This is a genomic window from Agrobacterium sp. MS2 (assembly GCF_003261015.1).
GTDB lineage: Bacteria > Pseudomonadota > Alphaproteobacteria > Rhizobiales > Rhizobiaceae > Agrobacterium > Agrobacterium pusense.
Window position 1 is genome coordinate 530,450 of record NZ_QLNF01000086.1, and the last position, 25,796, is coordinate 556,245.

The following is a 25,796-nucleotide window of genomic DNA, read 5'->3' on the forward strand; positions in this document are numbered from 1 at the left end:
GATATCACGCCTGGATTTCTGCGCCCCCCGGCTTCTCATCCTCGCGCGGAATACGAAACCAGGCAACGTAGAGCGCCGGCAGAAAAAGCAGGGTAAGCGCCGTGCCGACCACAATGCCGCCCATCATCGCATAGGCCATCGGCCCCCAGAAGATTTCCCGGGATATGGGGATGAGGGCAAGCGTTGCCGCCGCCGCCGTCAGCATGATCGGCCGCATGCGGTGTTCGGTCGCCTCAATGACGGCACGCCAGGCCGAGACACCTTCGCTTCGCAGATGCTCGATCTGCACGACGAGGATGACCGAGTTGCGGATGAGGATGCCGATCAGCGCCAGCACGCCGAGAATGGCGACGAAGCCCATTGGCGCATTGGAGAAGAGCAGCGCCACCACCACGCCGATCAGGGCCGTGGGCGCCACGGCGAAGACCAGGAACAACCGGCTGAAGCTTTGCAGCTGAACCATCAGGATCGTCGCCATTGCAAACAACATCAGCGGCACCACGGCGACGATCGGCGCTTGCGAATCCGCGCTGGATTCCACCGAACCGCCCGTCTCCACCTTGTAACCCACAGGAAGCGTTTTCTCGAAAGCCTCTATTTTCGGCTTCAGCTGCGTCACGATCGTTGCGGGCTGCGTCGGGCCGATGATGGCAGCCTTGACGGTGACCGTCGGTATCCGGTCGCGACGCCAGATGGTCGGTTGCTCCAGCTCGTAGCGGAAATTGGCAATGGCCGAAAGCGGCACGGCCTTGCCGTTGGTCGCCGGCAATTGCAGATTCTGCAAGGTTTCGATGGACCCGCGCTCCGACAACTGCGCCCGCGCCACCACGTTCACGAGGTAGATGTCGTCCCTGACCTGGGTGACCGTAGATCCCTCGACAATGCTGTTCATGGCGTTGGCGATATCTTCCGAGGAGACGCCGAGCTGGCGGGCCTTGTCCTGCAGCACATCCACCTTCACTACACGTGTCGGTTCGTTCCAGTCCATGACCATGTTGGACAACAGCTGGTGTTCGCCGACAATGCCCGACAATTGCTGCCCGAGCTCACGGACCTTCTGGATATCCGGGCCGCTGAGGCGATATTGCACCGGCTTACCGACCGGCGGGCCGATATCGAGCAGTTTCACGAAGGCGTCAGTGCCGACGAATGTACGGTCCAGATATTCCTGCAATTCGGCGCGCACCTTGTCCCGCACGTCCAGCCCCTTGGTGACGATGACGGTCTGGCCGAAGGTGACATCAGGAGTCTGCACGTCGAAAGAGAGGATGAAGCGCGGCGCGCCTTCACCGACATAGGTCGTCCAGTGGTCAATATCCGGATTCTTGGCGAGCATTTCCTGCTCGAACTGCGCCATCTGCCGGTTGGTTTCGGCAATCGAGCTGTTCTGCGGCAGGTTCCAGTCAACGATGAGCTCCACACGGTCCGAGGACGGGAAGAACTGCTGCTGCACGAGGCTCATGCCACCCACGGACAGGCCGAACAGGGTTATGGTGAGGATGATCGTCACCCAGCGCCAGCGCAGCGCCCGGCCGAGAAGCCAGGAAAAGGCCGAGGCGAACCGGCCCTTCTTCTCGTGGTGAGATTTCATTGTCTTCGGCAGAATCGTCACGCCGAGCAGGGGCGTGAACAAAACCGCGACGATCCAAGACACGATCAGCGAAACTGCAATCACCACGAAGAGTGTGAACGTAAACTCACCCGCTGCGCTGTTGTTCAGGCCGACAGGAATAAAGCCGGCAACGGTGACCAGCGTACCGGTCAGCATCGGGAAGGCAGTGGAGGTGTAGACATAGGTCGCCGCTTTTCTGAGATCGTCTCCGACCTCAAGCCGCGCGACCATCATTTCGACGGCGATCATCGCATCATCCACGAGAAGCCCGAGTGCGATGATGAGAGCACCGAGCGAAATGCGTTGCAGCGAAATGCCTGTGTATTCCATGTAGACGAAGGTTATCGCCAGCACGAGCGGAATGGAAACCGCCACCACCATGCCGGCCCTGAGGCCAAGGCTGATGAAGCTGATGACAAGGACGATGGCGATGGCTTCGAACAGCGCCGAGGTGAAGCCCGACACCGCCTCATCGACGACGGCAGGCTGATCGGACACCCGGTGCACATCGACGCCAACTGGCAGATCCGCCACCACGCGCTTCATCTGCGCATCCAGCGCCTCGCCGAAATGCAGCAGGTTCGCGCCGGTTTTCATGCCGATTGCGAGGCCGATGGCCGGCTGGCCGTTGAAACGGAACAGCGAGGACGGCGGATCGACATAACCGCGCCGGATCGTCGCTACTTCCGTCAACGGGAAAAAGCGGTTGTTGACGCGCAGGTTGATCGCCCGCAGACTGTCTTCAGACGTAAACTGGCCGCTGACGCGCAGCGCCACGCGCTCAGGTCCTGCATTGACGAAGCCGGACTGGGTGACGGCATTCTGCGATTGCAATGTCTTGATGATGGACTGCTGATCAATGCCGAGCGCCGCGATCTGTCGCGTGGAAAATTCCAGATAGATCGTCTCGTCCTGTGCGCCGATGACATCGACCTTGCCGATATTGTCGACGGTCAAGACCTTGGCGCGGGCATCTTCCACCAGGTCACGCAATTGCCGCTGGCTGAGACCGTCGCTGGTGAAGGCGTAGATATTGCCATAAACGTCGCCGAAACGGTCATTGAAGAAGGGGCCGACCACGCCGGATGGAAACTCGCCCTTGATGTCGCCGATCATGTTGCGCACCCGCACCCAGGTCGGCTCGACATTGCGCGCCTTGGTTTCCGGCACCAGCTCCACAAAGATCGTCGTGCGGCCCGCCACCGTCTGGCTGCGCAGATGATCGAGATTATCGAGTTCCTCGAGCTTCTTCTCGATCCTGTCGGTCACCTGCCGCGCCACTTCCTCCGCCGAGGCGCCGGGCCACTGGGCACTGATCACCATGGTCTTGATGGTGAAGTTCGGGTCTTCCTCGCGACCGAGGTTGAGATAGGAAAAAACGCCGGCGAGAACGAAAACCAGCATGAAATACCAGACAAGCGAACGGTGTTCGAGCGCCCAGTCTGAAAGATTGAATTTCTTCACTGACGGACCTCCTGATCGATCCTGATGGCCTGTCCATCCTTAAGCTTGTGAACCCCGGCGCTGGCAACGCGCTCGCCGGGTTTGACGCCGCCGGTGATGCGCACGCTGCCGCCTTCGGCAGGTTCACCCTCTATCGTGACCGGGCGCGCCGTGACGGTCGCCGTGTCGGCATTAACGATCCAGACGGACCAGCCGCCCTCCGTTTTCAGCAGGGCCGATGCCGGCAGCATGATCCGCGGTTCGGAAGCAGCAAGCACGGAAGCCGTGACGACGGAACCGAGGCGGAATGCCGCCGGCGCATCCTGCAGACTGATCTTGGTCCGTCGTGTGCGCGTTGCCGTTTCGGCTGCGGGGGCGATTTCCCGCACCACGCCGGTGGTTCGGATTTTTGGATCGAGCTGCAGGGCGATCTCGAAGGTCGAGCCGATATCCAGACGCTGCGCCGCAAATTGCGGAACATCCACCACTACATCGCGCACTTCCGGGCGGGCGATGGTGACGACCGTCTGGCCGGCGGAAACAACCTGGCCGATTTCACCCGATGTGGCCGTGACAACACCGTCGAATTCCGCATGGAGCTGCGCGTAACCCAGCTGTTCTTCCGCCTTGTCCAGGTTTGCACGGGCCTTGGCGACGGAGGCGTTGGCGGTGCGCGTCGCCTGTTGGGCTTCCTCCAGCGCCGCCTCGGTGCCGCTACGCGCCTCCGCCAGCACACGCTGGCGCTGTTCGGTGGTCACGGCATTGGCGAGCTGCGCTTCGGCATTGGAAAGATCCGACTGCGCGCTCTTCACCGACAGTTCAAGCGCGAGCGGATCGATCGAGGCCACCACATCGCCCTTCTTGACCAGATCGGCGACATCGACGTTCCGCGCTATGATCCGCCCGAGGACGCGAAAACCGAGATCCGTCTGAATGCGCGATTCCACCGTTCCGGTGAGCTGCAGCGCATCCGCCGACTTTTCCTCGACCACCACCGAGAGCACCGGTCGCGGCGCCTCGGCGGCGGCCTCCTGCTTTTCCTGACAGGACGAGAGCGCCATCGCGGACAGCAGCAAAAACAAGCTTCTGTTTATCCTGAACATTATTGTGCCTGCCCCTTTTGATAGGCGACCTTTTCACCGGTCCGGAGGAATTTTGTCCCGCCCGTGACCACGAGATCGCCGGGGTTCAGCCCCGCCGAGACGACGAATTGACTGGTCTCATAATCCGCAACCTCGATCGGCCGCATGGAGACTTCGGAGGATTGCGGATCCACCACCCAGACGGCGGGTCGGCCTTTTTGCGACGTCATTGCCGACCATGGAAGCTCGATGGCATCCACCTGCCTGAAGCGGAAATGGCCGGATACCGGCGCACCAAGCGGCATGGTCAGATCGCCGTTAAGACCGACCTTCACCCTTATCGTACCATTGTCCGGATCGATCGTCGGAGAGATTTCCCGCACGGGGGCCGCCACGGCGCGGGCGGGATCCGAAAGGAGGCTGACATTGACGAGATTGTCGATGTCGCGCTCCAGGAAAAGAGATTCGTAGACATCAAACACGGCGTCGCGCGGCCCGTCATGCGCCAGCGTGAACACGAGCTGGGCAGCCTGCGCCACCTGGCCTACTTCGACATTTCGCGCCGTGATCACGCCATCCGCATCGGCCCTGAGTTCCGTATACGACAGCGCGTCGCGCGCCGTATCGAGCTGCGCCTGGGCCGATCTGACCGCGCCCTGCGTGGTAAGCAGCGTCTCCTGGGCCTTGTCGACGGCCGAGCGCGAGGTGACCTGCGTCCGGAAAAGACTTTGCTGGCGATCGAATGCCAATTGTGCCTGCGTCTGTTGTGCTTCGGCCGATTGCAGATTGGCAAGGGCAACATCGATGTCGGCCTTCTGCTCCTCCGGATCGATGCGGGCGAGCAGTTGCCCTGTCGTCACACGCGCGCCCACATCCACCAACCTTTCGGTGATTTTGCCACTGACGCGAAACGACAGGTCCGTCTGAACCCTCGCCCTCACTTCGCCGGTGATGATGCTGCCATGGTCGATCGGCTGCTTCTCAGCCTTGACCACATCGACAGTTCGCAGCGGCTTTTCGGCCGGCGGCTCTTCATTGCTGCAGGATGACAGGGCAAAAACGCCGCCCACCGCCCATGCGATAAGAATGGTTCTCATGCTGACCTCTTGATCTTCGCCCTCATCCATAATATTTGACTGACTGTATAGTCAATGAAATTCTTATGCCGTCGCTCTGGAAGCTGTTCGGGGTATCCCTCCCCTAGAGAAGGATCATTGCAGACTGCCCGACGCATTCGCTGGCAAGTAACGGCATATGTTGACATACGGAGCATCAAACCACCTGCAGAAATCGGTTCCGGTTTTTGCACTGGTGCGATAGGCAGACCACCTGTTATTTCCGCCGATCACGACGGGTAGAAGGGCACGCGCCGACAATATGTAAGGATCCGGGGTAATGGCGAAAACGAAACTCTCACGTGCAGAACAGAAGATACAACGTCCGCTGCAAATTCTCGACGCCGCATTTGAGGAATTTACCAAAAGGGGATTTACGGCAACGCGGGTCGAAGACATTGCCGACCGGGTGGGAGTGACGAAAGGCACGGTCTATGTCTATTTCGAAACCAAGGAAGCCCTTTTTGCCGCGATGATCGAGCACGTCGGCAGACCGTTCCAAGAGGCATTCGAAGCCTACGAACGCACCTCCGACGATCCGGTCGAGGAGCTTCGCCTGCTTCTCGAATTCCTGTTCGAAACGCTGGTGGATGACCGGCGTATGCGGGAACTCTTTCGTTTCGTCGTGGCCGAGGGAGCCAAGTTTCCGGATCTGATAGACCACCACCATGATATTCTGATGGCGCCGGTGCTCGCCCGCATCAATGCTATCCTGGACAAAGGTGTCGCGAAAAAGAGATTCAGGGCCAACGCGCCCGAACTTGCGCATGTCGTCATGTCACCAATGGTCGGAACATTGGTTTTCAGGCTGATTTTCGACGACCGGCGCAGTCTGGAAAAGGAGGCCGTCATCAAGGTTCACCTCGACGTGCTCATGAACGGCCTGCTCCCGTGAGCAGCCAAAACATCGTGCCCGCCGCGGGCTGGATGGAACCCCACCTGGCTGACCTACGATACCGGACCTGGATCGCTCTCCCCCGCCACGAGCACCATCGGCCATATGCAATGGCGGGCCTGGGCGGGATAAAATGGCGCATAGGCCGGCATTGTCGACAAAAGAGTCTGCGCCACCGTAACGCCGAGATCATGCAGCGACATGCGGAAGCTTGTCAGGCGCGGTTCGAGAAACTGTCCGCGCGGGCCGTCACGAAATCCGATGACGGCGAGATCCCGCCCCGGTTCGAGCCCCGCTTCCGCAAGACGACGATAAAGACCGACGGCCATCAACTCATAGATCAGCACAATCGCCGTCGGCCGAGGCCGCATCTGCAGCCATTCGCTGGCGGCGTGATAACCGCCCTGCTCGCTCGATTTCGCCCGGATGACCAAAGAGGAATCATAAGCGATGCCATTATCGTCCAGCGCACGCCTGTACCCATCAAGGAACACATGCCCGAGATTGATATCGCTGTCGGGCGCGGCTACCGCGATCGAACGATGCCCGGAGGCCACGAGGCGATCGATCGCGCTTTTCGCGACGCCCTCGAAATCGAGATCCACCCAGGCATGATCCGTACTGGAGGCGGTCCGCCCGAGCGCTACGAAAGGAAGCCGATTCTGCTTGAGAAAATCGACACGCCTGTCGATTCGCCGGGTGGCGGAAATGATCATCGCATCGACCATGCGGCGCGCCACCATACGCTTGAGATATTCGTCGGGGTCCTCTTCTCCCGGGCAAGGCAGAACGATGAGATCGAGGTTGTGACCGGAAAACACGCTTTGCAGGCCATCCGTCAAGCCGAGAAAGAAGTTATCGGCATTCTCCACCGTCTGCGCGTCGCTGCCCGTCATCAGGCCAATGACATTGGTCGTTCCCTGCCGCAGGCTGCGGCCTGACTGGTTGGCGACGTAACCCAGTTTTTCCGCAGCCTCGAGAACGCGGCGCCGTGTCTCTTCGTTCACGTCGGGCTTGCCGTTCAGCGCACGGGAAACAGTGCCGATCGATATCTCGAGGTAATCGGCAAGCTGGCGAATTCCTTTCATGCGCTCCCCTCCAAATCCCGGCCCGCAATCTGCGCGCCACTTGATGGTCTTGACATATCTAACATCATCGGCATAGTCTCGTAAACGTTTACGACACTCTGCGCAAAGAGGAGTTTGCGAAAGAGTCCGGGGAGATGAGATGACTTTTAATGCCGTTTTATGCGGGTGCGGAGCTATGGCCAAAGGCTGGCTGCGCGCCATCCAGTCCTCGCCGGAAATCGCCGGCGAAATCAGGATCGCAGGTCTGGTGGACCTGAACGAAGGCACGGCCCGCGCGCTTGCCGAGGAATTCGCCCTCGCTGGCGCGGTTATCGGCACCGATCTTCGCGCGGTTCTCGCCGAAACGAAAGCCGACATTCTTTTTGACATCGTCATCCCCCAGGCGCGTTTTGCCGTAGTCGAAGCCGGTCTCGCAGCTCGATGCCATGTGCTGAGCGAAAAGCCGCTTGCAGCCTCGATGGAGGACGCCGCGACGCTGGTGGAACTGGCGAAAAAAGCCGGCAAAATTCACGCCGTGGTGCAAAACCGTCGATTCGTGGCCGGCATCAGACGTCTACGCCGCGCGTTGGAGGACGGCGTCATCGGTGATCTGACCGCCATCCACTGCGATTTCTTCTTGGGGCCGCATTTCGGGGGGTTTCGCGAGGAGATGAAAAACGTCCTGCTTCTCGATATGGCAATTCACACCTTCGACGCGGCCCGTTTCGTCGCCAATGAAAAGCCGCTCTCCGTCTTCTGTGTGGAGAAGAACCCGGCGGGCTCATGGTACGCGCATGGGGCCAGCGCCAACGCGATTTTCGAGTTCTCCAACGATGTCGTCTTCACCTATCGCGGCTCGTGGTGCGCTGAAGGCGAGCGGACAAGTTGGGAAGCACGCTGGCGGCTGATCGGCTCCAAAGGCATGATTCTCTGGGATGGCGAAGACGGTTTTTCCGCCTCGGTGGCTGGCAACGAACAGGGTCTTCTGCGTGGCTTCAAGACCGTAAACGTTTCCGATGTCGTGTCAGACAAGGACAAGCGCGGCCATGCCAGCGTCATTCTATCATTTCTCGAATCCATACGTACCGGCGAGATGCCGGAAACAGCCTCCTTCGACAACATCAACAGCCTCGCAATGGTGATGGGCGCGATCGAAAGCGCGCGTCTCGGCCAGCGCGTTTCCATTGCAGCATAAGGACCGACAGACGTGAGCAATCCGGCAACATCCATCCGCATCGGCACCATGATCAGCGCCACCAAGGGTCAGGCGGCCGAACGTATCGGTCAGATCGCCGATCTCGGCTTTGAAAGCTTCGAACCCTTCTTCTGGCAGACGACCAACGGTCAGGACCTTGCCGAACTCGGCAAGCGCTGCCTTGACGCAATTGGCGACCGCGATATCACCATCAGTACGCTCGGCATGTTTGGCAATCCGCTGGAAGAAACCGATATCGACCTTCAGACATTGCAGGGCTGGAAGGATTGCATCGACAACGCCCATCATTTCGGTGCGAATTGCGTGGCAGGTTTCACCGGCCGCCTGCGCGGCAGGCCGCTGCCGGAGAGCCTGCCCAGATATAAGGAAATCTGGAGCGAGCTTGCTAGGCGTGCCGCCGACAAGGGCATAAAGATCGCTTTTGAAAACTGCGCCATGGACGGCAACTGGCAGACGGGCGACTGGAACATTGCGCATAATCCAGATGCTTGGGAACTGATCTTCAACGAAACGCCGGACGAGAATATCGGCATCGAGTGGGAACCCTGCCACCAGATGGTTTATCTGATCGATCCGCTACCGCAGATCCGCAAATGGGCGAAGAAGATTTTCCACGTGCATGGCAAGGACGCGACCATCCGCTGGGACGTCATCCGCGAGCACGGCATTTTCGGCAAGGAGAAGTTCGTCTTCATGCGCACGCCGGGTTTCGGCGACAGCAACTGGACCGACATTATTTCCGAGCTGCGCCTCGCCGGCTGGTCCGGCTCGATCGATATCGAAGGCTGGCATGATCCGGTCTACCGCGATGCGCTGGAAATGACCGGACAGGTGCATGGCCTGAACTATCTGAAAAAATGCCGAGGCGGCGATTTCGTCGTCGATCCGACATAACGGAAACCTTTTGGGAGAAGGTTCCCGAGATTGCAGAGACGATAACCAAGAGGAGGAGATTATGGGTATCGCAAAATGCATGATGGCCGGCGCGTTTCTGTTGGCGGGCGTGTCCGCCGGCGCGATTGCGGCACAGGCAGAGGACGTGACTTTGACCTTGTGGTCGCTGGACCGGGATATCCAGCCTGCTCCAAATCTCATCAAGGAGTTCAACGCGCTCAATAACGGCATCAAGATCGAATACCGGCAACTGCAGTTCGATGACGTGGTGAGCGAATCCATGCGCGCCTATTCGACCGGCAATGCGCCCGACATCATCGCCATCGACAACCCCAACCACGCCATGTTCGCCGCACGCGGAGCCTTCCTCGATGTGACCGACATGATAGCCAAGTCCGATGTCATCAAGACGGAGAATTATTTCCCCGGCCCGCTGAAATCGGTAATGTGGGATGGAAAATATTTCGGCGTCCCGAAGGCGACCAACACGATCGCTCTTTATTACAACAAGGATCTGTTCAAGGCCGCCGGGCTGGATGCGGCAAAGCCGCCGCAAACCTGGGATGAGCTGGTTGACGCGGCACGCAAACTGACCAACCCTTCCAAGAACGTCTATGGCATCAGCTTCAGCGCCAAGGCGAATGAGGAGGGCACATTCCAGTTCCTGCCCTGGGCGCAGATGGCTGGCGCCACCTACAAGAACATCAACACCGAGGGAGCCGTGAAAGCGCTCGAGACGTGGAAGCTGATGCTGGACGAAAAACTGGCTTCGCCCGATACGCTGACACGCAGCCAGTGGGATTCTACCGCGACCTTCAACGCCGGCAACGCCGCCATGGTCATTTCGGGCCCATGGGAAATCGACCGCATGCTGAAGGACGCGAAGTTCGACTGGGGCGTCACGCTGCTGCCGGTTCCGGCGCCCGATGCGCCGCGCTCATCGGCCATGGGGGACTATAACTGGGCGATCTTCTCGAAGACCAAACATCCTGAAGAGGCCTTCAAGGCGATCGAGTTCTTTGTCTCGCAGGACAAGGACATGTTCAAGAATTTTGGCCAATTGCCGGCGCGTTCGGACATTCCCGTACCGCCCACCGGCAATGCGCTGAAGGATGAAGCGCTCAAGACCTTCGTCGAGCAGCTCAAATATGCACAGCCGCGTGGCCCCTCGCCCGAATGGCCGAAAATCTCGAAGGCCATTCAGGATGCCATTCAGGCCGCGCTGACGGGACAGATGTCTCCGAAGGACGCACTCGACCAGGCTGCACAGAAAATCAAGCTCGTCGATGGTTGATCAGGGAGGCGGCCGGCATGTCCGGCCCCATCCGCAGGGTTCCTCCCGGTGGGGTCGCTTGCCGTGATAAGCGGCGGCGACCCCGAGCGGAGCTTGCGAGGATTTCTTATGAAAAAGCTGCTTTCCAGCATCAGCGATGGTCGCGGTTTCGATATCGCCCTTGTCGCCTTTCCTTTGGCTTTCCTCTTCGTGATGGCGGGGTTACCCCTGCTTTACAACATCGTCATGAGCTTTCAGGAAGTCGACATGTTCAGTCTGGGCACCTTCGTGCGCCCGTTCGTCGGTTTCAAGAACTATGTCGATCTGTTCCGACAGCCGGAAACCTGGCCCATTCTGATGAATACGGTAACCTTTGTCGTCGCTTCCATAGCGGGGCAATTTGTCATCGGCTTCGGTCTGGCTCTGTTTTTCTGGGTCAATTTCCCCGGCGCCACCTGGCTGCGGGGCCTGTTCCTCGTTTCATGGGTCATGCCCGGCCTCGTTGTCGGTGCCATCTGGAACTGGATTTTGTCCGGCGACTTCGGGGTTCTGAACTTCTTCCTGCGCGAAAGCGGACTGATATCAGGCAATATTTTCTGGCGTTCGGATGCGAATTTTTCGCTCTGGGCGGTTGTGATCGCCAATATCTGGCTCGGCACCTCCTTCAACATGATCCTCCTTTCCGTCGGCCTCGCCTCCATTCCCGGCGATCTTTACGAAGCCGCCGAGCTTGATGGCGCCAACGCCTGGCAGCGCTTCTACACCATCACGCTGCCCATGATGCGCTCCACCATCGGCGCGATCATCTCGCTCGGGCTGATCTTCACCTTACAGCAATTCGATCTATTTGCCGCCATTACCGATGGCGGACCCAATAACAGTTCCAACGTGGCGCAATATTGGGCCTGGGATCTGTCCTTCCGGCAATATGACTTCGGCAAGGGCGCGACGATTTCAGTCATCATGATCGTTTTCGTCATGCTGGCCTCCATCGTTTATGTGCGCTCCACACGGCATGAGGTACGCGGATGAGCATCAACAACCGTAACCGCCTGATGCTGGCAATCGCCATCATTCTTGCCATCATCTACCTTTTCCCGCTCTACTGGATGTATCTGACCTCGCTCAAAAGCGGCTCGGAGATGTTCGCCAATCCCCCCTCCTTCTGGCCTGGTGAACCACAATGGCAGACCTACGCCTATGTCTGGAACAGCCGCAACATGGGCCGTTACCTGTGGAATTCGGTGCTGATCGCTTCGAGTGCGGTGTTTTTGATCACCATCCTCGGCGTCGGCTGCGCCTATGTGCTGGCCCGTTATCGCAATGTCTGGGTGGATATCGGCCTGTTCCTCATCCTGATGCTGCAAGTCCTTCCAGCTTCATTGATGATCACGCCGATCTTCGTCGGTTTCTCGCAATTCGGGCTTCTGGATTATCCACGCCTGTCGGTCATCCTCGCCATTGCGGCGAAAAGCATGCCCTTCTTCGTTGTGCTGGTGCGCGCCACCTTCATGGCCGTGCCGCAGGAACTGGAGGAGGCAGCGCTCGTAGACGGCAATTCGAGGGTCGGCGCGTTTTTCAATATCGTGCTGCCGCTTGCCAGAAACGGCATCCTCGTCAGCGCCATTCTCATCTTCATGCAGGCCTTCGGTGAGTTCGTTTACTCCAAATCGATGATCCAGGCGGCGGAACTGCAGCCCGCCAGCGTCGGTCTCAATTCCTTCATGGGGCCCAACACCAGCGAATGGAACAACATCATGGCCTATGCGACCATGTATGTGACGCCCATTCTCGCCCTCTTCATTCTCTTGCAGCGCCGCATCGTATCCGGCCTGACATCAGGAGCGCTAAAATGACCCTTCAGATCGAACTATCAGGCGTCAACAAATATTACGGCGCTTTCCATGCCCTGAAGAACATCAACCTTTCCATCAAGAAGGGCACCTTTGTCGCCCTTGTGGGACCATCCGGCTGCGGCAAGTCCACGCTTCTGCGCTCGCTCGCCGGCCTGGAGAGCATCTCGGCCGGTGACATGCGCATTGCCGGCACGCTGATGAACGGTGTGCCGCCGCGCAAGCGCGATGTGGCGATGGTATTCCAGTCCTATGCGCTCTACCCGCATATGACGGTCGAGGAAAACCTCACCTATTCGCTGCGCATGCGTGGTGTCGCCAAGGCAGAAGCCCGCAAGGCCGCGGAAGAGGTTGCCGCCACGACGGGGCTTTCCAAGCTCATGAAGCGTTATCCCCGAGAACTCTCTGGCGGGCAGCGCCAGCGTGTCGCCATGAGCCGGGCGATCATCCGTAATCCGCAGGCGTTCCTGTTCGATGAGCCGCTCTCCAACCTCGATGCGGCCCTGCGGGTTCACATGCGCAAGGAAATCCGCGCCCTCCACGACCGCCTGCATGCCACCTCGGTCTATGTCACCCATGACCAGATCGAGGCGATGACCATGGCCGATCATGTCGTCGTGATGCGTGACGGGGTAATCGAGCAGCAGGGGACACCGCTGGAGCTCTATGACCATCCCGTCAACCGCTTCGTCGCAGGCTTTATCGGCTCCCCAGCCATGAACTTCATCCCGGCGACCGTGAGTCCGGATGGCGCATCGCTCCAGCTGCGGTTCGGCGACGGTGAACCCCTGCAGTCGATCAGAAGCCCCGCCCCCCTGCAGCCGGGCAAACATCTCATCGTCGGCATCAGGCCCGAACATATCAGCCCCGCTACTGCAACGGGAGCGGCGTTGACACTGCCCGTCTCCGCTGTGGAGACAACGGGCTCGGCAACTTTCCTGACACTCGGCACATCCACGGAACTGGTGATTGCGATACAGGGCCGCAGCCCGGTCAAGGCCGGCGAGGTCATCGGCCTCGACGTTGACCCGTCCGATATGCATCTCTTCGATGAAGAGACAGGCGCTGGGCTTGTAAACCGGTGAACCGCAGCGAAGCGGGACGCCGATCATCTTCGGTTTAACGATCCCCGATCGTCCAGCTCCAGAAATCGAAGCTCTGCCGTGTAATGTCGGAAAGGCCATGGCCCACATCGCCGGGACGGTTCAAAAAAACGGGGCAGCCAAATGGCTGCCCCGCTGGATTTCAGCTACCTCGGCCTCATGCAGGCCGCTCTTCGCCTGCGTTGGGCCTCCACGTGATCAGCCTTTTCTCTGCGACATCGAGAATGAGGTCGATGATGAGGACGAAGACCGCAAGGATGATGATGCCTGCGAAAACGCCGACCGCATCGAAATTGCCTTCCGACCGGGCAATGAGGTAGCCGAGGCCTGCAGAAGCCCCAAGATACTCTCCGATGATCGCGCCAACCACCGCAAAGCCGACGGAGGTGCGCAGCGACGACAAAATCCAGCTCGCCGCAGCGGGAAAATAGACATGACGCAGCAGATCCGTGCGCCGCGCCCCGAGGATGCGGGTATTTGACAGCACGACCGGATTTACTTCGCGCACACCCTGCATGGCGTTGAAAAAGGTGACGAAAAAGACGAGTGTAACCGCAAGGGCAACTTTCGACCACAGACCGAGGCCAAGCCAGAGAACGAATATCGGAGCCAGGACGACGCGGGGAATGGCGTTTACCGCCTTGATGAACGGATCGAGCACGCGGGCGACGAAGGGGCTGAGGCCCAGCCAGACGCCAGCGCCCACCCCGAGACCGGTGCCGATGAGATAACCGAGCACGGTTTCGCTGAGGGTAATGCCGACATGCTTGTAGAAGCCGGCATCCGCAACCCAGTCGATCACCTGCCTGACGATATCGTAGGGTGCGGGAAAGAAGAAGCGATCAATGGCGCCGGAGGACACACCGAGTTGCCATCCGCCAAGAAGCACGACCAGGAGAACGACCTGGATGATACGAACATTAACGGCTTGCATAGCTTTTCTCCACTTCGCCGCGCAGGGACGCCCAGATATCGCGATAGAGCGTCATGAACTTCGGATCGAGTTTGATTTCAGCGACGTTGCGGGGTCGTTCGAGATCGACGGGAAAGCTCTCGATGACACGGCTCTTCGGACCCGCAGCCAGAACGACGACCCGATCTCCGAGCGCAATAGCCTCCTCCAGATCATGGGTAATCATGACCACCGCCCGGCGATCCTCCTGCCACAGGCGCAGCAATTCGTTCTGCATGAGATGGCGGGTGTGGATATCGAGTGCCGAGAAGGGCTCGTCCATCAGGATGACCTTCGGCTCGGTAATCAGCGCCTGCGCCATCTGTACGCGTTTACGCTGCCCGCCGGAAAGCTGATGCGGAAAACGGTCGCCAAAACCCTTGAGGCCGACTTTTTCAAGCCATGCCATGACCTTGGCACGCCGCTCGTCCTCGGCAACGCCCCGGAACATCAGACCAAGCTCGACATTTTGAAATGCGGTCTTCCAGGGAAGGAGGGCGTCCTGCTGAAACAGATATCCGATATTGTTCTGCACGCCCTGGACCGCTGAACCGTCGATGGAAACCGTGCCCTGCGCGGGCTTCAGCAAGCCAGCAATGGCATTGAGGATGGTCGACTTTCCGCACCCGGTGGGCCCGACAATGGAAAGAAACTCGCCATCGCCGACCTTGAGGTTAACGTCCTGGACTGCAACAAACGCACCGAATGCCATGGTGACGTTCTCGATCGCGACCATGGGCTGTGGTTTGAAGTCCGCCACTGGCTCTAGCTTTCTGACTGGGGATGACATGGCGGCCTCTCAGTTTGCAGCCTTCGAAGCCGCGGCTTCGACGAACTTGTTGGTATAGGTGGTGTTGAGGTCGATCGACGCCTTTGCCACTGCCTCGTTGAAGGTCTTGAGAACGGCAAGCGGCGTTTCGAGATCGCCGGGCTCGAATTTGCCGTCTTCCGAGAAGATAGCCTTCGCGGCTTCGACGGCCTTGATGTAGGTTTTCTTGTCCCCGGACACGAAGTCGTCAGGAAGCTTCTCGACGATTTCTTCCGCCGAATGCTGCTTCATCCAGTGCAGCGCCCGTACCGTCGCATTGGTGACCTTCTGGATCACTTCGGGATTCGCGTCGATATACTCCTGGGTCGCGTAAAGCACGGAGGTCGGATAGATGCCGCCATAAACATCCTTTGCGCCCTGATCGCTGCGTGCATCGATGAGGATTTTGCCCAGCCCGCGTTCGACGACAATCGTGGCCGCCGGGTCATAATTGACGAGCAGATCGATCTTGCCCTGCTGCAGGGCCGCAACGGCGGCAGCACCCGAGCCGACGCCGATGATGGAGATATCGTTGTCGCTTAAATTGTGCTGCTTCATATAGTAGCGAATGAAGAAGTCCGAGGAAGAGCCTGGCGAGGTGATACCGACCTTCTTGCCCTTGATCGTCTCAGGCTTTGCGGGATCGAAGTCAGTATCGTTCTTTCCTGCAAGAACCAGACCCGAGTTGCGGGCGAGCTGAACGAAGCCCACGACGTGCTTGTTCTGGGACTGCATCTGAATGGTGTGGTCATAAAAACCGACGGCGACGTCCGTGGAGCCGGCGACGAGCGCCTGTAGCACCTTCGAGCCTCCCTGGGCAAAGTTCTCGGTCGTCACATCAAGCCCCTCTTCCTTATAAAAGCCGAGGCTGGCCGCAACGGGGAAAGGCAGGTTGTTGAGGTTGTATGAGCCGACGCTCATTCTGACAGATTCGGCATTGGCGGTTGCCGCCAGCGCACAGAGCGCAGCCGTTGCAAGCAGGTATTTACGCATGAGGGTCTCCTCCCGTTTCGCGATATTTTAGCCACTATGGCCTTGTCTATGCTGCGTCTTCAATCGCAGCCATCGGCTTGGCGAAGGCAAAGCCTTCGAACAGCCTGCGCGCCGTCCTTACAAGTCCGGCTGTTATGGCTCCGTTTCGCATTTCCAGCTGTACATCCAGACGGCCTGCGGGATGTTCGATTCGGATCTGGGTCGGCACGGAAAGCCCTCCTGCCGCACTATAGGCGACGGTGCCTTCCGTTACGGCCGCCGTCGCGATGCCGACAGCGCCGGTTGTCGCGAGGGCAGGATGGCACTCGTTCGGCATGAAATACCTGACCGAAAACGTTCCACCCCGCCGCGCCGGCGCAATGAGCACCGGCTTTGGAATGACCATATCCCGAACGTCTCCCATCCCCATCATCTTTCCAGCCTCGATGCGTATGCGGGTCATCCGTTCAATCAGGTCTCGATTGGCGGAGAGCGATTGCGGATCTTCGTAGCCGGTGACGCCGAGATCAGCTGCCCGCATGAGAACCATCGGAATGGCGCAATCTATCGCCGTTACATCCACCCCGTCTATCACATCGACGGGTTTTCCGGTCGGCAACAGCCTGCCGGTTTTCGCGCCGGCTGCATCCATGAATGTCAATGCGATAGGTGCCGCAAGACCCGGAACACCGTCTATCGATGCGTCACCAAGATAAATTACCTCGCGGCCCCGCGTCGGCACCTTCGCCTCGATCAGTTTGCCGGTATTCACGTTGTGAATCCTGACAAGCGTATCGTTACCCTGCGCCGGCACGAGCCCCGCCTCAATCGCGAAGGGACCGACGGCGGCCAGCATATTCCCGCAATTGGGGGAATAATCGACATGCTGCCTGTCGGTGCGCACCTGTGCGAACAGATAATCAATATCGGCGCCGGCGACCGTTGAAGGTCCGATGATCGCCACCTTCGACGTAACCGGATTGCCCCCGCCGATACCGTCGATCTGCAGCGGATGGCCTGAGCCCATGATGGACAGCAGAGCCGCATCCCTTGCCGCCGGATCTCGGGGCAAATCGGAAGCCAGAAAGAACGGTCCGCGAGACGTTCCGCCGCGCATCAGCACACAGGGTATCTTCATCAGATCGTTCATGATTAGCCTCAATCTTGCATTTTGCGGATCAATGCGCCGCGTTGTTGCAATATGGGCAAAAGAGTCTAATCTGTTAAATGCAATGTTTTGGAGGTTTATTGCGAAATGAGCATCAATTGCGAACTACTGGATTTGCGCGCATTTCAATCCGTAGTTGAGCTTGAGAGCTTTCACAGGGCAGCGGAGGCGCTGCATATCTCCCAGCCGGCGCTCACCCGCCGCATCCAGAAGCTGGAGCAGGCCATCGGCGCACCGCTTCTGGAGAGAACGACTCGACATGTCGCTCCCACCGCCATGGGCCAGGAGGTGATGCCGCTTGTCCGGCGTATGCTGGAAGAATTCGATGGGTCGCTGTTCGCCATGAAAGATGGCGCGCAACGGCGCGGCCTCATCACGATGGCCTGCGTTCCCACCGCCGCTTTCTACTTTCTTCCCACGGTTATCAAGACCTTCAGTCAGCAATATCCAAACATCAGGCTGCGCATCAGGGATCTCACGGCAAATGAGGGGCTGCAGGCGGTTGCGAGAGGCGAGGTGGAATTCGGCATCAACCTGATGGGCAATTCCGATCCCGAACTGTCATTCGAACCGCTCATCGATGACCCGTTCGTGCTGGCGATGAGGAAAGATCACCCGTTGGCAAATTTCGAAACGATTGAATGGAATCAGCTGGAAGCCTATCCGCTCGTCGTCGTGGACCGTTCGAGCGGAAACAGGACCCTTCTAGACGGCGCGCTTGCGAGACACAATCTAAAGCTGAACTGGTTTTATGAGGTGACTCATCTCAATACGTCGCTCGGGCTGGTCGAAGCCGGACTGGGCATTTCCGTTCTGCCGCGGCTGGCCACGCCGCAGGACGAACATCCATTTCTCATCACCAGGCCGATCGTCAATCCCGTCGTCTCCCGTACGATTGGCATTGTACAAAGGCGAAGCAGTGCCCTTTCGCCCGCCGCGGAAAAATTCGTCCGGCTGCTGCTGGAGACCTGGAAGACACAGTAGTCACCTGATGGGTCGGGGATGCCCGGGAGGGCCCCTGACCCCGCAATCCTGATCTCCTGAAGTCTTGGAAAGGTTTTTCGCCGTCAGGTTTCTTCGAAGCCGACCGTGCCTCGCACAATCCCGTCGACAGCCTTTGCCGGCACGTCCTGCTGTGGCCACCGCTGCAAAGCTTCGTGTCCGGCCTCTGTCAGACCGTAGACTCCCCGGTCGAGTCGTTCGAACCAGCCATAAACATTCGAAAGCAGTATCTTCCCGGCATCGGGTATATTGGACCTGACCTCACGCACGCGCATCGGACCCGACGCCAGCGCCACGGCGCAGCCAAGCGCCTGCTGGCGATACGCTGTCATTATTGGCATGCGCGTGCTCCCACCCGCCGTGGGATCGCCCCGCCGCCTCTGATGTTCCCGCATGAGCCGCGACCGCCGTTTCGGATTGGTTCGCGGCATCGGCGAAACGGCGCCGACGATGATGCTGACGTCACCGGCATCGGAGATTCCCAGCATACCGATCCCGAGCCTGCGGCAAAGATCGCGGTAACGCCTGTCAGCCTCGCGGCCCTTACCCCTGGCAGAGACCCGGGCGGCGATCCACACCTCATCTGCGATAGCTGCGCGATCGACAGCCTGCAAAATGAGCTCCAGATTGAAGCTCAGCTTTAGCTCGCAGATGACGACGACGGGGGGATCGTTATCGCTCAAGCCAACAAGATCACAGCCGCCGACTTCGCCCTTGACGGTATAACCCGCCTCTTCGAGGAAATCTTTGACGGGCAGATAAAGCGAAGTTTCCATATGCCTGAAGGTTCACGTGACTATACTACCCCCAGATATATCGATCCGCCTGCACAGGACAACCTCTTGGTTGGCACGTGAAGCGTCAGACCTGATCCAGTGAAAGGGTCAGGTCGGCGATAAGATCGTCGGGGTGTTCGATGCCGATTGACAGCCGGATCGTGGAATCAAGCACACCGATACGCTGACGGACATCGGCAGGAACGCCTGAATGCGTCATCGTTGCGGGATGAGAAGCAAGGGATTCCGTGCCGCCAAGGCTTACCGCAAGTTTGAATATGTTGAGCGCATTGAGAAATTTGAAAGATGCGGCCTGCCCGCCGACAATGTCGAATGAGAAGGTGGATCCTGCCCCCGAACATTGGGCGGCAAACACCTTGCCAACCGCGGATGCCGGATCGCTGAATGGCAGGTAGTGGATTTTTTCGACCTTGGGATGGGCATTCAGGAATTCAGCCACAAGCCTGGCGTTGCTGTCCGCCCGTTCCATCCTGATTTGCAGCGTCTCCAGGGAACGTCCGAGCATCCAGCACGAGTGCGGATCGAGCTGCGTGCCGATCGCCCCACGTAGGGCCTTCACCTGCTTCATCACATCCTTGCGCCCCAGTGCCGCCCCGGCGATAAGATCGGAATGCCCGCCAACATATTTTGTCAGCGAATAGAGCGAAATATCGGCGCCATGTTCTATGGGCCGCTGGAATACAGGACCAAGAAGCGTGTTATCGCAGGCGATGATCGGCCTGTGCCCCTGCCTTTTGCCAATCACCTCGGCGACTCGGCCTATCATGGCGATGTCGACAATGCTGTTCGTCGGATTGGCGGGGGTCTCGATCAGGATAACGGACACCCTGCCTTTCGCCATCGCCTCCTCTGCCGCCGCCATGACCGAGGTTTCGCTGACACCATCGGCGAAACCCACTGCGGACACGCCGAAATTATGAAAGGTCTTCGCGAGAAGCGTTTCCGTGCCGCCGTAAAGGGGCTGGGAATGGAGCACTGTATCGCCGGGCCGCACGAAGGCGAAAAGCGTCGTCGAAATCGCGGACATGCCCGAGGAGAAGAGCGCACAGCTCTCCGTCCGTTCATAAACTGCAAGACGATCCTCGACGATCTCGCTGTTTGGATGGTTGAAACGCGAATAAACGAGACCGGCGCCTCTACCCTCCGGCGGCTCCTTGCGCCCGGAGACATAATCGAAGAAGTCGCGACCATCTTCTGCCGACTTGAAAACGAAGGTGGATGTCAAGAACACCGGTGGCTTCACGGCGCCCTCCGACAACTCCGGATCATACCCGTAATTGAGCATCTGGGTTTCGGGATGAAGAGCATGGTTGCCGATATGGGTTTTGGACGGATGCGGCGCAGTCATTTCCGATGATCCCTCAGCTGGCGTTGAACTTCCTGCAGGTTACACGCAATGAAGTCGAAATGCCTTGCATTTTGGAGCGTTTATATGCCCCATAAAGCAATATATTGCGGAGAATTGTAATTTATGTCGCAGAAAATTGCAGACCCGATCGACCGGCGGATACTTCGGGAATTGTCCGCCGATGCACGGATCACGAATAACGAACTCGCCGAGCGCGTGGGGCTGTCGGCATCCGCATGTCTACGCCGGCTTCGACGCCTGGAAGAAATGGGTGCCATCAAGGGATATTCCGCCATCATCGACCCGGCGATCGAGGGATGGACCATGACAGCTCTCGCATCCATTCGCCTCAGCCGCCAGCACGATGATGAAATCCGGATGTTCGAGGCGGCGGTTCTTGAGTGGGACGAGGTTCTCGAATGTCATCTTGTCACGGGCACGAAGGATTACATGCTGAAGGTCATGTGCGGCGGACTGGAGGATTACGAGCGTTTCATCAAGGACAAGATCGCGAAGCTGAAATGCGTGGACACCATCGAGACCAGCTTCGTCATGAACACGATCAAGACGCGGCGCATCTGGTCGGCGTAACGCGCGGACAATGTCGCGCTGGCTGCATGCCGTCCGCACCTTCCGGGGGAAATTTTGATCCGAATTAGGGTCGTGGCGGGTTGAGATGATGTACGGCAAAGGGTATCAGGTGCCCCATTCTCGGGCGGCTCTTCCGCAAGCAACAAGGCACATCCTGACATGAACCCGGACTTCCTCGTCACCCATTCCGGCGGCTTCCATGCCGATGAACTTCTGTCGAGCGTTGTGCTGACACGGCTTTTCCCGCAGGCCCGCCTCATCCGCAGCAGGGCACCGGAATGGCTCGCTGCCGGTGCGGACCGCATCATCTACGACGTGGGCGGCGCCTACGACGCAGCAAGAGGAATGTTCGACCACCACCAGCGCGGCGCGCCGTTACGCGATGACGGACAGCCCTACAGTTCGTTCGGGCTGATCTGGAAGCATTTCGGCCGCGATTATCTTGCTGCCTTCGGCGTTCCAGAACACCACATCGAAACCATTCACGCTTCTTTCGATGCCGGTTTTGTGTTGCCTGTTGACCTTGTTGACAATGGGGCGCTCAGCCCCTCGACCGCCGGACCGCTCGCCGGGCTGACCCTGCCCGTCCTGCTTGAAACTCTGAAACCCGTTTTTGATGACACCGATCCCGAAGCGGACAATCGCAATTTCCACGCGGCGCTGGGCATTGCCCGCAGCTTCGTTGAGGCAAAAATAACCAACAGTGCCGCAAAGTTGCGCGCCGAAGCGCTTGTGAAGCAGGCTATCGTGGATGCTGGCGAAGGGCATATTCTCGAGTTGCCGATGGGAATGCCGTTCCGGCCCGCCATCGTGAAGGCAGGCGCCGATAATCTGCTCTTCGTCGTTCATCCGCGTAACAACGACTGGTGCCTGACCGGTATCCGGCGCGCCGACGAGGGCTTCGCGTTGCGGGCGGATCTGCCGGCGGCCTGGGCAGGCCTGACTGACAAGGATCTGGAAGCGGTTTGTGGCGTGGAAGGCGCGAGCTTCTGCCATAACGGCCGGTTTGTCGCAGCTGCAAAGACCCGCGACGCCGCGTTGGCCATGGCAGAACTGGCGGTGAAAGAGGCTCTCTCCTTCAGCAACAAAGCACCGGCGACAGAGCCGTCAAATGGCGGGACCTGAGCGCCTGGCTGCTGATGCGGTTCGGGCGGGGCAAATCCGCGATCCTGTCTGCATTTTTTAAAACGCGGTTCTCCGCATAGCGTCTGGACGCAAATTTCTGCGGAACAATCTGTAGATGTTGAAGTTACCCTTCGTGAGGAGGAGGACCATCTATGACCAGCAGAGCCATTTTTGCGGGGGCAGCAACTGCCCTGTCGATGCTTTTTTCCACCGCCGCACTGGCCCAGACCGACCTGACGATGTGGTATCACGGCGCAGGCAATGTTGAAGAACGCAAGATTCTGGCCGGTATCATCGAGGACTTCAACTCGTCCCAGTCGGACTGGCGGGTCTCGCTTCAGGAATTCCCCCAGAATGCATATAATGAATCCGTCACCGCTGCTGCGCTTTCCAACAAGCTGCCGGACATTTTGGATGTCGACGGTCCGAACATGCCCAACTGGGCGTGGTCCGGATATTTGCAACCACTGAAGATCGACGAGACAAAGCTTGCGAATTTCCTGCCCGGCGCCGTGGGCCGGTGGGGAGACATGCTCTATTCGGTCGGTCTGTGGGACGCTGCCGTGGCGGTTTTCGCCCGGAAATCGGTGCTCGATGAAAACGGTATCCGCATTCCAACTCTTGAACAGCCGTGGACCGGCGAGGAATTCAACGCAGCCCTTGAGAAGCTCGCTGCCAGCGGCAAGTTCGAATATGCCATCGATCTCGGCATGGCCGATAAAACCGAATGGTACAGCTATGCTTTCAGTCCCTTTCTGGAAAGTTTCGGCGGCAGCCTGATCGACAAGGCGAATTATCGAACCGCCGAGGACTTCCTCAATGGAGACAATGCCGTCAAGTTCGGGGAGTGGTGGCAATCCCTGTTCGCCAAGAAGCTTGCCCCCGGGACATCGCAATCACCCGCCGACCACGAAACCGGATTTGTGGAAGGTCGCCACGCCTTGCAATGGATGGGCAACTGGGTTGCGGTGAAGGCTCTGGAAAAATATGGAGACGATCTGCTTTTCCTGCCTGCGCCTGATTTCGGGCAGGGTCCGAAAATCGGCGCGGGGTCATGGCAGTTTGGCGTTTCGGCCACCAGCAAGCATCCCGAAGGCGCTTCCGCCTTCATCGAATTCGCCATCCAGGACAAATATCTCGCGCAGTTCTCGGATGCGATCGGTCTTATCCCGGCCACGCCCTCGGCAGCCCAGATGACGAAGAATTACAAGAAGGGCGGCCCGCTCGAAGTTTTCTTCGAACTATCCAGACGCCAGGGTACGTTGCGTCCTGTCACTCCGGCCTACGCCTTCATCTCGCCGGTCTTCTCCAAGGCTCTTTCCGACATTGCCAACGGTGCGGATGTGGCCGATACCCTCGATAATGCAACGGACGAGATAAACAACAATCTGGAACGCAATTCCGGTTACCAACCCAAATAGGGGCGTGATCGATGGCGCTCTTTTCTTCACAGAGAAAACCGGCCCGGGACGGCTTCACGGGCTGGTTCATGGCCGCACCGGCGGTGGTGCTGATCGGGCTCTTCCTGATCACACCATTTCTGCTGGGGCTGGGTTTTTCCTTCACCAACCAGCGGCTCACATCTCCCAACCCGACGGAGTTCGTCGGCTTTGAAAACTACAGCCGGCTGCTGGGCGTCGGTGTGCTGACGCTCAAGCCGGAAAGGCAGGCCAATGGAAGCATCAGCCGGGATGCGGATGGCTCCATCTCCTATCCGAGAATTCGTAATTTCACCCGCAACAACTCCGACTATCCTCATCTGGACGGAATGCGGGAATATAAGAACTTCAGCTGGGGCGAGAACCGGATCGTCATTCTCGCACGCGACGTCGTATTTCTGACCGCCGTCGTAAACACCCTTTCCTTCGTGGTCGTGGTCGCGCCGGTTCAGGCGGCGCTAGCGCTGTTTCTTGCCCTGTTGGTGAACCAGAAAATCCCCGGCGTCACGATTTTTCGTGCGATCTATTTCATGCCGGTGGTCTTGTCGGTGGTCGTGGTGGCGCTTCTCTGGCGGTTTATTTATGCCGCCGATAATGGGCTCTTGAACAGCCTTCTGAGCTATATGAGTTTTGGGCTCTTCCAGCCCGTCGACTGGCTGGGCAGAACCGATACCGCCTTATGGGCCATTCTGGTGATGTCAGTCTGGCAGGGCGTCGGTTTCCATATGGTCATCTGGCTTTCCGGCCTGCAGACTATCTCGCCCGATCTCTACGAGGCAGCGGACATTGAAGGCGCGAGCCGCTGGCAGAAGTTCCGCATGATAACCTGGCCGCTGCTGCGCAACACGGCCGTACTCGTTATCATCGTTATTACCATGCAGGCTTTTGCGCTTTTTGCGCAGATCGATGTGATGACCAAAGGCGGGCCTCGCGACTCTACGCAGAGCATCGTCTATCAGGCGGTTGAGCGAGGATACCGCCAGCAGGACATAGCCGCGGGCTCCGCAATTTCTGTCGTCCTTTTCCTGCTTGTCCTGTGCATTTCGCTCACCCAGCGCTACCTGACAAGGGAGAAGCAATGATGCAGGCCGGACGCCGCAAAAGTCCCGTTTTTCTCATCGGCAATTACGCGCTCATGCTCGCCTTCGCGGGGATCTTCATCCTACCCCTGTTGTTCATGGGGTTCTCATCGCTAAAACCGAACGACCAGCTGTTGAGCGATGCGACTTCGATACGAGCCTTCCTGCCGGTGGGAGATCTTTCGCTCGAAAACTATACTGCGGCTTTCGCCCGGGCGCCGATTGCAACCTTCATATTCAATTCCGTTGTGGTAACTGGCGTCACCGTATTTCTCGCCCTGCTGCTCGGCTCGCTTGCCGCCTTCGCTTTTACTTTTTTGAACTGGCGCGGCAAGGACGTTCTCTTCTCGATCATTCTCGCCACGCTCATTATTCCGTTTGAGACGATTGCAGTGCCGCTGCTGCTGGAGGTTAACAATCTGCCATGGATCGGCAGCGGCGGGTTTACCTGGGGTTGGCTCAATTCCTGGCATGTGCAGATCATTCCATGGATCGCGGACGGATTGACGATTTTTCTCTTCGTCCAATATTTCAAGGATCTGCCGAAGGAATTACTGGAGGCGGCACGTATCGACGGAGCCAGCTGGCTGCGTATCTACGCACAGGTGGTAATGCCGCTCAGCGGGCCGGTGATCGCAACAGCTGCGATCTTGAAGTTTCTCGTCATGTACAGCCAGCAGTATCTATGGCCGCTTCTCGTCACGCAGTCCGAGGCTTACCGGCCGGTTATGGTGGGGCTGCAGTATTTCTTCCAGCTCAATACGCCCTGGGGTGAAGTCATGGCCTATCTCACCATTATTACCCTGCCCGTGCTGATATTTTACCTGTGTCTGCAGAGACTTTTCATCTCCAGCATCGCAGCAAGCGGAATAAAGGGATAGCGTTTTGGAGGCTGCCCGACATCTTAAACCGCCAGGCCCGCCGCCATCCGGTCTTCTCGCGATCCCACGACAATAACATCC

At 58.6% G+C, this 25,796-nt stretch carries 23 protein-coding genes; 13 read left to right on the forward strand and 10 right to left on the reverse strand.

All coding sequences use genetic code 11. The features are described from left to right. Window positions 1-4: 4 nt before the first annotated feature. The 3 genes from DOU54_RS25370 to DOU54_RS25380 are packed head-to-tail and all read right to left on the reverse strand — an operon-like array spanning window position 5 to window position 5,234. Entirely contained in the window at window positions 5-3,076 is a 3,072-nt protein-coding gene (locus DOU54_RS25370) for an efflux RND transporter permease subunit (RefSeq protein ID WP_034497346.1), read from the reverse strand. Next, window positions 3,073-4,158 (reverse strand): efflux RND transporter periplasmic adaptor subunit, encoded by a 1,086-nt coding sequence (locus tag DOU54_RS25375; protein ID WP_037092034.1) that lies wholly within the window; start codon window positions 4,156-4,158, stop codon window positions 3,073-3,075. The genes DOU54_RS25370 and DOU54_RS25375 overlap by 4 nt, the downstream gene beginning before the upstream one ends. After that, window positions 4,158-5,234, reverse strand: coding sequence for an efflux RND transporter periplasmic adaptor subunit (locus DOU54_RS25380; RefSeq protein WP_113732105.1), 1,077 nt, complete (start codon window positions 5,232-5,234; stop codon window positions 4,158-4,160). Before DOU54_RS25380 ends, DOU54_RS25375 begins: the two co-directional genes overlap by 1 nt. 298 nt (window positions 5,235-5,532) lie before the next feature. Between DOU54_RS25380 and DOU54_RS25385 the strand changes: the two genes are divergently transcribed. After that, a complete protein-coding gene (locus DOU54_RS25385; RefSeq protein WP_100911236.1) occupies window positions 5,533-6,147 on the forward strand; it encodes a TetR/AcrR family transcriptional regulator in 615 nt (204 codons plus the stop codon). Window positions 6,148-6,200: 53 nt separating this feature from the next. On the opposite strand, the gene DOU54_RS25390 is transcribed toward DOU54_RS25385, so the two are convergent. Beyond that, entirely contained in the window at window positions 6,201-7,235 is a 1,035-nt protein-coding gene (locus DOU54_RS25390; protein ID WP_004445871.1) for a LacI family DNA-binding transcriptional regulator, read from the reverse strand. A 139-nt stretch (window positions 7,236-7,374) separates the two neighbouring features. Here DOU54_RS25390 and DOU54_RS25395 point away from each other — a divergent pair, with 139 nt between their 5' ends. From DOU54_RS25395 to DOU54_RS25420, 6 genes are all read left to right on the forward strand, one after another. Beyond that, on the forward strand, window positions 7,375-8,409 hold the full coding sequence (locus DOU54_RS25395; RefSeq protein ID WP_113732037.1) for a Gfo/Idh/MocA family protein: 1,035 nt from the start codon (window positions 7,375-7,377) through the stop codon (window positions 8,407-8,409). 12 nt (window positions 8,410-8,421) lie between these two features. Further along, on the forward strand, window positions 8,422-9,324 hold the full coding sequence (locus DOU54_RS25400; RefSeq protein ID WP_037092039.1) for a sugar phosphate isomerase/epimerase family protein: 903 nt from the start codon (window positions 8,422-8,424) through the stop codon (window positions 9,322-9,324). A 61-nt stretch (window positions 9,325-9,385) separates the two neighbouring features. Then, on the forward strand, window positions 9,386-10,618 hold the full coding sequence (locus DOU54_RS25405) for an ABC transporter substrate-binding protein (protein ID WP_006697214.1): 1,233 nt from the start codon (window positions 9,386-9,388) through the stop codon (window positions 10,616-10,618). A gap of 108 nt (window positions 10,619-10,726) precedes the next feature. After that, entirely contained in the window at window positions 10,727-11,629 is a 903-nt protein-coding gene (locus DOU54_RS25410) for a carbohydrate ABC transporter permease (protein ID WP_006697215.1), read from the forward strand. Next, window positions 11,626-12,453, forward strand: a complete 828-nt coding sequence (locus tag DOU54_RS25415) for a carbohydrate ABC transporter permease (protein ID WP_004445880.1) — start codon at window positions 11,626-11,628, stop codon at window positions 12,451-12,453. The genes DOU54_RS25410 and DOU54_RS25415 overlap by 4 nt, the downstream gene beginning before the upstream one ends. Then, window positions 12,450-13,535, forward strand: coding sequence for an ABC transporter ATP-binding protein (locus DOU54_RS25420; protein ID WP_004445881.1), 1,086 nt, complete (start codon window positions 12,450-12,452; stop codon window positions 13,533-13,535). The genes DOU54_RS25415 and DOU54_RS25420 overlap by 4 nt, the downstream gene beginning before the upstream one ends. Before the next feature lie 175 nt (window positions 13,536-13,710). Here the strand turns inward: DOU54_RS25420 and DOU54_RS25425 are convergent, their stop codons facing one another. From DOU54_RS25425 to DOU54_RS25440, 4 genes are all read right to left on the reverse strand, one after another. Then, entirely contained in the window at window positions 13,711-14,487 is a 777-nt protein-coding gene (locus DOU54_RS25425; RefSeq protein WP_004445883.1) for an ABC transporter permease, read from the reverse strand. After that, complete coding sequence (locus tag DOU54_RS25430) at window positions 14,474-15,241, reverse strand: ABC transporter ATP-binding protein (protein WP_034497358.1); 768 nt, start codon at window positions 15,239-15,241, stop codon at window positions 14,474-14,476. The genes DOU54_RS25425 and DOU54_RS25430 overlap by 14 nt, the downstream gene beginning before the upstream one ends. A 63-nt stretch (window positions 15,242-15,304) precedes the next feature. Then, a complete protein-coding gene (locus tag DOU54_RS25435) occupies window positions 15,305-16,306 on the reverse strand; it encodes an ABC transporter substrate-binding protein (RefSeq protein ID WP_022563095.1) in 1,002 nt (333 codons plus the stop codon). 46 nt (window positions 16,307-16,352) lie between these two features. After that, the gene (locus tag DOU54_RS25440; protein ID WP_006697219.1) at window positions 16,353-17,435 is read right to left on the reverse strand and encodes a 4-oxalomesaconate tautomerase; all 1,083 of its coding nucleotides are present in this window, start codon (window positions 17,433-17,435) and stop codon (window positions 16,353-16,355) included. A gap of 105 nt (window positions 17,436-17,540) precedes the next feature. Here DOU54_RS25440 and DOU54_RS25445 point away from each other — a divergent pair, with 105 nt between their 5' ends. Beyond that, window positions 17,541-18,437, forward strand: coding sequence for a LysR family transcriptional regulator (locus DOU54_RS25445; protein WP_113732038.1), 897 nt, complete (start codon window positions 17,541-17,543; stop codon window positions 18,435-18,437). 83 nt (window positions 18,438-18,520) lie between these two features. Here the strand turns inward: DOU54_RS25445 and DOU54_RS25450 are convergent, their stop codons facing one another. Next, complete coding sequence (locus tag DOU54_RS25450; protein WP_072493329.1) at window positions 18,521-19,231, reverse strand: DUF2161 domain-containing phosphodiesterase; 711 nt, start codon at window positions 19,229-19,231, stop codon at window positions 18,521-18,523. Window positions 19,232-19,316: 85 nt separating this feature from the next. Next, window positions 19,317-20,600, reverse strand: a complete 1,284-nt coding sequence (locus DOU54_RS25455; protein WP_004445895.1) for a cystathionine gamma-synthase family protein — start codon at window positions 20,598-20,600, stop codon at window positions 19,317-19,319. 123 nt (window positions 20,601-20,723) lie between these two features. Between DOU54_RS25455 and DOU54_RS25460 the strand changes: the two genes are divergently transcribed. From DOU54_RS25460 to DOU54_RS25480, 5 genes are all read left to right on the forward strand, one after another. Continuing rightward, window positions 20,724-21,191 carry an Lrp/AsnC family transcriptional regulator gene (locus tag DOU54_RS25460; RefSeq protein ID WP_044459110.1) on the forward strand — a complete coding sequence of 156 codons (468 nt, stop codon included), beginning with the start codon at window positions 20,724-20,726 and terminating at the stop codon, window positions 21,189-21,191. A gap of 159 nt (window positions 21,192-21,350) precedes the next feature. Further along, a complete protein-coding gene (locus tag DOU54_RS25465) occupies window positions 21,351-22,316 on the forward strand; it encodes an MYG1 family protein (RefSeq protein WP_072493330.1) in 966 nt (321 codons plus the stop codon). Between the two features lie 152 nt (window positions 22,317-22,468). Beyond that, window positions 22,469-23,737 (forward strand): sugar ABC transporter substrate-binding protein, encoded by a 1,269-nt coding sequence (locus DOU54_RS25470; RefSeq protein ID WP_072493331.1) that lies wholly within the window; start codon window positions 22,469-22,471, stop codon window positions 23,735-23,737. Between the two features lie 11 nt (window positions 23,738-23,748). Then, window positions 23,749-24,837 carry a carbohydrate ABC transporter permease gene (locus DOU54_RS25475; protein ID WP_072493332.1) on the forward strand — a complete coding sequence of 363 codons (1,089 nt, stop codon included), beginning with the start codon at window positions 23,749-23,751 and terminating at the stop codon, window positions 24,835-24,837. Continuing rightward, entirely contained in the window at window positions 24,834-25,715 is an 882-nt protein-coding gene (locus DOU54_RS25480) for a carbohydrate ABC transporter permease (RefSeq protein ID WP_080823321.1), read from the forward strand. Before DOU54_RS25475 ends, DOU54_RS25480 begins: the two co-directional genes overlap by 4 nt. Window positions 25,716-25,796: the final 81 nt, after the last annotated feature.

Coding starts and splice junctions, on each gene's coding strand:
- DOU54_RS25460 (WP_044459110.1), top strand. CDS start 20,724: ATGTCGCAGAAAATTGCAGACCCGATCGACCGGCGGATACTTCGGGAA.
- DOU54_RS25455 (WP_004445895.1), bottom strand. CDS start 20,600: ATGACTGCGCCGCATCCGTCCAAAACCCATATCGGCAACCATGCTCTT.
- DOU54_RS25375 (WP_037092034.1), bottom strand. CDS start 4,158: ATGTTCAGGATAAACAGAAGCTTGTTTTTGCTGCTGTCCGCGATGGCG.
- DOU54_RS25420 (WP_004445881.1), top strand. CDS start 12,450: ATGACCCTTCAGATCGAACTATCAGGCGTCAACAAATATTACGGCGCT.
- DOU54_RS25405 (WP_006697214.1), top strand. CDS start 9,386: ATGGGTATCGCAAAATGCATGATGGCCGGCGCGTTTCTGTTGGCGGGC.
- DOU54_RS25380 (WP_113732105.1), bottom strand. CDS start 5,234: ATGAGAACCATTCTTATCGCATGGGCGGTGGGCGGCGTTTTTGCCCTG.
- DOU54_RS25450 (WP_072493329.1), bottom strand. CDS start 19,231: ATGGAAACTTCGCTTTATCTGCCCGTCAAAGATTTCCTCGAAGAGGCG.
- DOU54_RS25425 (WP_004445883.1), bottom strand. CDS start 14,487: ATGCAAGCCGTTAATGTTCGTATCATCCAGGTCGTTCTCCTGGTCGTG.
- DOU54_RS25480 (WP_080823321.1), top strand. CDS start 24,834: ATGATGCAGGCCGGACGCCGCAAAAGTCCCGTTTTTCTCATCGGCAAT.
- DOU54_RS25390 (WP_004445871.1), bottom strand. CDS start 7,235: ATGAAAGGAATTCGCCAGCTTGCCGATTACCTCGAGATATCGATCGGC.
- DOU54_RS25430 (WP_034497358.1), bottom strand. CDS start 15,241: ATGGTCGCGATCGAGAACGTCACCATGGCATTCGGTGCGTTTGTTGCA.
- DOU54_RS25475 (WP_072493332.1), top strand. CDS start 23,749: ATGGCGCTCTTTTCTTCACAGAGAAAACCGGCCCGGGACGGCTTCACG.
- DOU54_RS25415 (WP_004445880.1), top strand. CDS start 11,626: ATGAGCATCAACAACCGTAACCGCCTGATGCTGGCAATCGCCATCATT.
- DOU54_RS25410 (WP_006697215.1), top strand. CDS start 10,727: ATGAAAAAGCTGCTTTCCAGCATCAGCGATGGTCGCGGTTTCGATATC.
- DOU54_RS25440 (WP_006697219.1), bottom strand. CDS start 17,435: ATGAACGATCTGATGAAGATACCCTGTGTGCTGATGCGCGGCGGAACG.
- DOU54_RS25465 (WP_072493330.1), top strand. CDS start 21,351: ATGAACCCGGACTTCCTCGTCACCCATTCCGGCGGCTTCCATGCCGAT.
- DOU54_RS25435 (WP_022563095.1), bottom strand. CDS start 16,306: ATGCGTAAATACCTGCTTGCAACGGCTGCGCTCTGTGCGCTGGCGGCA.
- DOU54_RS25445 (WP_113732038.1), top strand. CDS start 17,541: ATGAGCATCAATTGCGAACTACTGGATTTGCGCGCATTTCAATCCGTA.
- DOU54_RS25395 (WP_113732037.1), top strand. CDS start 7,375: ATGACTTTTAATGCCGTTTTATGCGGGTGCGGAGCTATGGCCAAAGGC.
- DOU54_RS25470 (WP_072493331.1), top strand. CDS start 22,469: ATGACCAGCAGAGCCATTTTTGCGGGGGCAGCAACTGCCCTGTCGATG.
- DOU54_RS25385 (WP_100911236.1), top strand. CDS start 5,533: ATGGCGAAAACGAAACTCTCACGTGCAGAACAGAAGATACAACGTCCG.